6 protein-coding genes are annotated in these 7,655 nt (G+C 54.1%); 4 read left to right on the top strand and 2 right to left on the bottom strand.

The genetic code is table 11. The annotated features are described in order from the left end of the window. Positions 1–1,275, top strand: a 1,275-nt coding sequence (locus V6D20_18820) for an amylo-alpha-1,6-glucosidase (protein HEY9817833.1), incomplete at its 5' end; no start/stop codon positions are given. Between the two features lie 26 nt (positions 1,276–1,301). Then, positions 1,302–1,895: a L,D-transpeptidase gene (locus V6D20_18815; protein HEY9817832.1), complete on the top strand. Its 594-nt coding sequence runs from the start codon at positions 1,302–1,304 to the stop codon at positions 1,893–1,895. Between the two features lie 256 nt (positions 1,896–2,151). On the opposite strand, the gene V6D20_18810 is transcribed toward V6D20_18815, so the two are convergent. Further along, entirely contained in the window at positions 2,152–3,303 is a 1,152-nt protein-coding gene (locus V6D20_18810) for a cob(I)yrinic acid a,c-diamide adenosyltransferase (protein HEY9817831.1), read from the bottom strand. A 464-nt stretch (positions 3,304–3,767) separates the two neighbouring features. On the opposite strand from V6D20_18810, the gene fraC reads away from it, so the two are divergent. Continuing rightward, entirely contained in the window at positions 3,768–4,331 is a 564-nt protein-coding gene (fraC, locus tag V6D20_18805; GenBank protein HEY9817830.1) for a filament integrity protein FraC, read from the top strand. A 113-nt stretch (positions 4,332–4,444) separates the two neighbouring features. On the opposite strand, the gene V6D20_18800 is transcribed toward fraC, so the two are convergent. Further along, a complete protein-coding gene (locus V6D20_18800) occupies positions 4,445–5,227 on the bottom strand; it encodes an RNA polymerase sigma factor SigF (protein HEY9817829.1) in 783 nt (260 codons plus the stop codon). A gap of 959 nt (positions 5,228–6,186) precedes the next feature. Here V6D20_18800 and V6D20_18795 point away from each other — a divergent pair. Next, a complete protein-coding gene (locus tag V6D20_18795; protein HEY9817828.1) occupies positions 6,187–7,533 on the top strand; it encodes an FAD-binding oxidoreductase in 1,347 nt (448 codons plus the stop codon). Positions 7,534–7,655 lie beyond the last annotated feature (122 nt).

Here is a 7,655-nt window from a genome sequence, read left to right as displayed (position 1 = left end):
ACCAGCCTCGATGGTCAAGAGGCGATCGCTCGCCAGCGAGCCCACGAACAGCACCTACAGGAATGCTGGGCGTCAACTCCCCATAGCCAAACGGCTCCAGACTGGATGCAGCCCTTGGTTCTAGCCGCTGATCAGTTTATTGTGAAGCGATCGCTCCCTGAGGAACCCAATGGCCGCAGCATCATCGCTGGCTATCCCTGGTTTAACGACTGGGGGCGCGATACCATGATCAGCCTCACCGGTCTGACCCTCTACACCGGGCGATCGGACATTACCGCCACGATTTTGCGCACCTACGCCAGCTACCTCGACCAAGGCATGTTGCCCAACGTCTTTCCCGATCTGGGCAAAAAACCTGGCTACAACACCGTTGATGCTGTGCTGTGGTACTTCGAAGCCATTCGCGCCTACTATGCCGAAACGGGGGATCTGGAGCTGGTGCGCGACCTCTTTCCCTTGCTGCAATCGGTGATCGACTGGCACCAGAAGGGGACTCGCTTCCAAATTCAGGTGGATCCCGACGACGGTCTGCTCTACGCAGGACAGCCCGGCAGTCAGTTGACCTGGATGGATGCCAAGATTGGCAAATGGGTGGTCACACCTCGGGCGGGCAAGCCGGTGGAAATCAATGCTCTCTGGTATAACGCCCTCGGTACCATGGCCCAGTTGGCGATCGCCCTCGGTAAATCTACTGAGGACTATCGGGCCCTGGCCCAGCAGACTGGAAAAGGATTCCAGCGTTTTTGGAACCCAGAGTATGGCTATTGCTATGATGTGCTCGATCCATTGGATATGGAGGAACATGACGCATCGCTGCGCCCTAACCAACTGTTGGCGATCGCCTACCCCCATGACTCCCTAGGTCTAGCTCCCTTGCTCACCCCCGAGCAACAAAAGGCTGTGGTGGATGTCTGTAGCCGTAAGCTGCTCACCTCCCACGGTCTGCGCTCCCTCAGCCCCGACGATGAACGCTACTGCGGTCACTACGGCGGAGGTTCCCGCGAACGGGATGCCGCCTATCACCAAGGTACGGCCTGGGGTTGGCTGCTCGGCCCCTTGGTGCAAGCCCACCTCAGGGTGTATGGCGATCCTCAACAAGCTCTGGCCTATTTAGATCCCATGGCTAGCCAGCTCCGCGCCCAGTGCATTGGTTCCCTAGGCGAAATTTTCGACGGGGATCCACCCATGCATTCCCGAGGAGCGATCGCCCAAGCCTGGACAGTGGCCCAGGTGATTCAGGGCTGGGTGGCGATCGCCAACGCATCGGCATCGTAAAGACTCTTATTCATGTATCCAACATCATGACCCTGTTGCACCCTTTCAGGTACCTCGTTGGTCTCGGTCGAGCTGTGGCGATCGCCCTCCTACTGAATGGTGGGACAGCGATCGCCGAGGGACGACCGGTTGAACCCTTGCTGGGGAACGCTAGCCCCGATCAAGTCACCCTCTCCCAGCCTGACCTGCCTGCGCTGGGAACCTGGGATCTTTACCTACCCGAGGAGCAGATTCAGCCCCGGATCCTCATCCGTCTCAGCGATCGGCGGGTTTACCTGTATCACGGGGATGAGATCGTGGCCAGCTACCCCGTCGCCATCGGCCATCCCGACACCCCCACCCCCACCGGCACCTACGAAGTGTTTCAAATGGTGGTCGATCCGGCCTGGCAAAGCCCCTGGACGGGAGAAGTCCACCCGCCCGGGCCCAATAGTGCTCTAGGCGTTCGCTGGATTGGCTTTGCCGAGATGCCCAACGGTGTCATTGGTCTCCACGGTACGCCGACGGTTTCATCCATTGGTCAAGCCGCTTCCAATGGCTGTGTGCGCATGCACAATGCCGATGTGATGGCCCTGTTTGACCAGGTTGGCGTCGGCACTATGGTGGTGGTGGTTCCCTAGCGCCACAAGATAGAAGAACGAAAATAGAAAAACGAAAAGGAATTTCAGGACACATAAGGTTTCCCGCCTGAGCAACTAGGCGGGTTACGTCCGCCTCAGAGTACTAGGGCGTGTTTTTTAAACTCATCCAAACCCCGATTCTCTCGTACGCAAGGGATTTAGCAGGTTTTAAAACAGAGCCTAGGATGATCTCCCACCAAGCTGGGCTGAGGTAGGAGTATCCTCGACCAGCTTGAGGCGACCCCTAAGCCATCCGTTAAAAATCGACCCCGCGCTTCAGGTCAATGCCCTTCTCGGCATAGTGTTTATGGCAAAACACCTCCGAGTGGGTGCTGGCAATATCAAAATAGGCTGGGGGATTTTTGCAGCGCCCGGTGATGATGATCTCTGTATCCCTTGGCTTGCGCAGCAGGGCTTGCACAATCGGCGGCTGGGGCAGTAGCTCTAGATCCACCGTGGGGTTGAGTTCGTCCAAAATAATGGTTTTGTAGAGCCCCGAAGCGATCGCTGCCCGGGCAATTTCCCAGCCCCGTTCCGCTTCGACATAATCCAACTCCTGCTGCTGTCCCCGCCATACGATCGCATCTCGGCCGCAGCGCTGATGATCCACCAAGCTGGGATAGCTCTGGCGCAGGGCAGCGATCGCCGAGTCTTCGGTGTAGCCGGTGCCGCCCTTCAGCCATTGCAGGATCAGCACCCGATGGGATTTGTCTTGGCTGATGCCCTTACCAATGGCCTGCAACGCTTTACCCAAGGCGCTGGTAGACTTGCCCTTGCCAGCTCCGGTGTAGATTTCAATCCCTTCAATCCCGTGGGCAACGGCATTGGGATGGTGGTGGGCCCGCATTTCTGAATGCAGGTCGGCAATATCCAACAGCGGCTGGGGTGCGCCCCGGCCCGTGGCAATCACTTCCATGAAGTCCGGCTTGCGCTTGAGGGTACGCGCTACTTCATCCACCGGTAAGAGCCCCAGATCGAGCACCGGATTCAGTTCATCCAGCACCACCACCGAATAGAGACCGGAGGCGATCGCCCCCTTAGCCACATCCCAGCCCCGCTGGGCTTCCTGCTGGTCAAATCGGGTAATCTCATCGGGGCCAAAATATTCTGCCCGCCCCGTGCGCACTTGGTCGATTAAGTGGGGAAAGCCATGCTGCAGGGCTTCAATAGCGGCATCTTCATCGTAGGTGCGCCCCGGCCCTTTCAAAAACCGCAGCAGCAAGACCCGCGTTGGCTCTAGGGCATGGATACCCAGGCCAATTGATCGCAGCACTACCCCCAAAGCAGCCTGGGATTTGCCCTTCCCCGCCCCATCATAGACATGGATTTGACCGGCAATGCGCTCGGATCGATGTTGGGCCGTGCGAATACCGATGCCATTTCGAGAAACTGCTCTGAGATTCGTCATAGTTGCTGCGCTCAATCAACCCATAGAATACCAAATCAATGCAATCGGCATCTGCCTGATGTTAACACTAGATATAGAGGGAAAAAGCAGGCGATCGCAAATCTTATTTCTAGATATAGCGTTGATGCCGAGTTAATATCCAATTCCCCTTCGGGCCAACATCCGCTGTGCCTTGAACAAGCTGAAGAGACGGGACAGAAAACTAGCTAGAATAATGGGCTAGTCTAGGCATCGATGGCGATTGAGGTGGGTTGGCAAGATGGATTGCCACGTTGCTCAAGGCTCAAACCTTGATGAGAAGAGGGTTGAGCCTTGATGAGAAGAGGGTTGAGCGTAGCCGAAACCCGGCCACTTAGCCGCCGTGACTTGAGTCCACCTACTGACTAGGTTGCAACATTGATCCTAGGTTGCAACATTGATCCATAAACCACCCCTAGGGCAATAAGCATCAGGAGAGGCGTTATATGGTCTGGGTATTGCCGCTGCGGGCAGTGGTGTTACAAAGTCTGTTTTTGTTCATTGCGATCGCCACTGAGGCTGCTGTCCTGCACTGGGAATTGAAGCTGTCCTACAAGCGCAGCATCGAATATGCCACGTCCCTGAATTTGCTGTCGGTGGTCATGGGCTGGCTCGTGTTTTTCCTCGTGCTACCTATCCTAGATGAAGGCCTTGAGCGAGCTCTGGTGGGCTATGTCTTGTTTGATCGTTTGCCAAACAGGTTGCCACTCATTGGCGTTAGCGGTTTTATTGCCTTTATGCTGAGTTTCTTCGTGAAACTTCAGGGGCTCAATCTCCTTGAACGATTGCTTGAACGGGTTGAAGTGACTCCCACCACTAATGAGCCGCCGCCCCCCCAAGCGCGCCGCACCTTCACCTCAGCCGCCACCAGCTACAAAGGCAGCGATCGCTCCCAATTTCTCCAGCAGTCGGACAAGCGAGATGCGGTATTGCTGGCTAATGCGGCTAGCTATACGGCCATTTCCCTTGTGCTGCTCCTGCGTTTTCTCTTCTATCGCGACCTTACATAGCATAAAAAATCTCCCTAGCTCTGGGACAAACCAAGGGCTAGGGAGGATCGTATTGATCGCGAAAATCGGTGATATCTGCAGGGCTTCAACTATCCCTGCTTATGGTAAGCATCTTAAGGATCGCCAACCGGTGTGCTCATGATGGTGCGCAGGACGGTCAACCCTTTTTTCACGCGTCGTGATACCGTCACAGCACTAATACCTAAGCGTTCCGCCGTTTCTTTTTGGGTTAGATCTTGCAGGAAGACAAACTCCAACACCTCACGGGTGCGGTTTTCCAACTGCAGCAGCGCTTGCTGGAGGCGAATTTGGTCTTCCTGGGCTAGCTGGAAGCTCCGATACTGGTTGTCAGGCAATAGCTCACCCAAGGATGTTGCGCCACTGTCCTCTTCGCACATGGGTGCATCTAGGCTAAGGGGGGAGCGATTGCGATAGGCAAGTTTGATGTCTTGCCATTCTGCTAGGGAAATGTCTAGAACGGTGGAAATCTCGACGTCTGTCGGCTGGCGGTCAAGCTGCGTCCGCAATTCGCGAGTCACATGGGCAGCTTGGCGATAGATTGTTTGCCAGCGTCGAGGAATCCGGACGGGACTGCCCTTGTCGCGGAGATAGTGTTGGATTTCGCCTCGAATGTAGGGGATAGCAAAGGAGCTAAAGGCGTGTCCTTTCGACATATCAAACCGCTCAATCGCCCGGATCAAGCCCATGCTGCCTACTTGCATGAGGTCTTCGTAGGACTCTGTGCATTGATTAATCCAGTGGTGGGCTTCTCGGCGAACTAAACCAAGATTTAATTGAACTAATTTATTGCGCAGATCGGCTGAAGGCGTATCTTGATACTGCCGCAACAGTTGCAAACTTTCGCTTTTCAGTTCAGTGGTGATTGTAATAGCCATGACGAGCTCAGGAGTTTACGTTAGTTTTCCGAATAGCAACTTCAATGAATCGAAAACTAAAAAGATGGCGTTGGTTAGAGATGCACAGGTTGGCAGGCTACGGTGCTGGGAAGGATGTCCCAACGAGGGTACACCTGGCAGAACTCGGATGTGTGTAGATGCAACGTTGTGTGGACGATCAACATATATCCTGGGTTGTCACTCGTTCCTATGGGATACAAACTTGTTAATCGCGTTTTCCGAGTTGTTTACAAAAAAGATGATGGATGGCATCAACGGTATGAACCGTGAGTGCTTTACCCAGTAGGATGCTCTGACGCCGCACATTCAAGGTATTCGCTTAAGGGTTGTCACAACAACTGCATTTTTACTGAACCCAATCCCCCCTGTAGAGATGCGATCGCTGCTATGCACAGCTTTTGCCGCCTCTTATCCTATGCCATCCCCCGGGAAAATGGGAGATCCTTGCCCCTAGCATTACACTTTCTTTAAACTCAAGCTGCCTTATAACAAGACCCGAAGCTCTTATCCGGGATTGTTACAGCCCTGCTTGAATAAAGGTGATCAACACAACCGCCATTTTTCAGGCTATAAAACTGATTAAATCGCTGAACCCTTTGGATTAACAGGCGATCGCGGGTTTAAATCTTGCGGTTCGTATCAAATCTTGAAACTATGTGAACAAGCTCGTGGGTTTTACGTAGATGCCTACCCATGGTCACCGTTCTCTTGAAATGCTGAAGTACATTTGTTACAACTCTCAACATATGTTTCTCAACATACATTGGCCCATCGACTAGACCCTATCTATCCGAGTCATGCCCCTACAATAGTGCTGTGTCCCACAACTTGGGCATCCAACGTGCGGTATATCGATAGGTAGTCGAATTCAGGTTGTTTAGCGCTTGAAGGTCGATGGGTTGGATTGATTAGCGATATCAGGGAGATCCTTAGTAACGATGACCTCAGCGATGCTCACCCGCTCCGATGACTTTTTAAATGCGATCGCCGGCATTGAGATCATTCAAGATGCCCATCAAATCTTGAAGCTATCTCAGGATTACTACACCTTTAGCCCTGTATTGCAGCCCTTACTGGCTGGCAAGGTGGGAGATTTGGTAGTCAGACCAGCCAATGAGGCCGAGGTGCTGCGGGTGGCGCAGGCCTGCGTTCAGTTCAAAATTCCGCTGACGGTGCGGGGAGCGGGTACAGGCAACTATGGGCAATGTGTTCCTTTAGAAGGGGGCGTGATTTTGGACATGACCCGAATGCAGGCGGTGCGCTGGATTAAGCCAGGGATGGCCTGTGTGGAACCGGGGATGAAGATGGCTCTGCTCGATAAGCAGGCGCGGGAGACCGGGTGGGAGTTGCGTATGGCTCCTTCCACCTATCGCACTGCAACGGTGGGTGGCTTCATTGCCGGGGGTAGTGGCGGCATCGGGTCGATTACCTATGGACAATTACGCGATCGCGGCAACCTTCAGGCTCTGCGCGTGGTGACCATGGAGGATACACCCCGTGTTGTGGAGTTGCGGGGGGATGATGTGCAGAAAGTAAATCATGCCTACGGCACCAACGGCATCATCACCGAGCTGGAACTTCCCTTGGGGCCTGCCTACCCCTGGATGGATTGTATAGTCGCCTTTCCAGACTTTATGACAGCGGCCCGTTTTGGCCAGGCCCTCGGAGATGCCGACGGCATTATCAAAAAACTGATCACCATTTGCGCCTGGCCGATTCCCAGTTACTTCACCGCTCTGCGCCAGGCCTTGCCGGAGGGGCAGCATGGCGCATTGCTGATGATTGCTGAATCTAGCCTAGAGCCTCTCACCGCCTTGATTGCCGAGTTTGGCGGCACCCTGACCTACCAAAAAGGCGCAAAAGATGCAGGAAAGGGAGCGGTGTTGATGGAATATACCTGGAATCACACCACTCTCCATGCCCGTAATGTGGATTCCTCTCTCACCTATCTGCAAACCCTCTTTCCCTGGGATGCCAATCTAGCCATGGTGGAGCATATGTACCATCACTTTGGGGATGAGGTGATGATGCATCTTGAATTTATTCGGGTGAACGGGATGGTGATTCCCGCCGCTTTGCAATTGGTGCGCTACACCACCACTGAGCGACTGCAGGAGATTATTCAGTATCATGAAGCGCAGGGAGCCTTTATCGCCAATCCTCATACCTATATTTTGGAAGATGGGGGACGGAAAACCGCCGACCCTGTGCAACTGGCCTTCAAGCGACAGATGGATCCCTACGGTCTCTTGAATCCAGGCAAGATGAAGGCTTGGACGCAGTAGGAGGCGATCGCTCTCCAGCCACATTTCCAGCTACAGGAGTGGGCAAACGTCTAGGGGTGGGTTGAGGTCTACGCATACAACGCTGTATCTACAACGCTATGCATCTTTACCTTGTTGAGTTC

This window comes from Candidatus Obscuribacterales bacterium (genome assembly GCA_036703605.1).
GTDB lineage: Bacteria > Cyanobacteriota > Cyanobacteriia > RECH01 > RECH01 > RECH01.
Note: the sequence above shows the minus strand (reverse complement) of the source record. Positions and strands in the feature narration are given on the sequence as shown.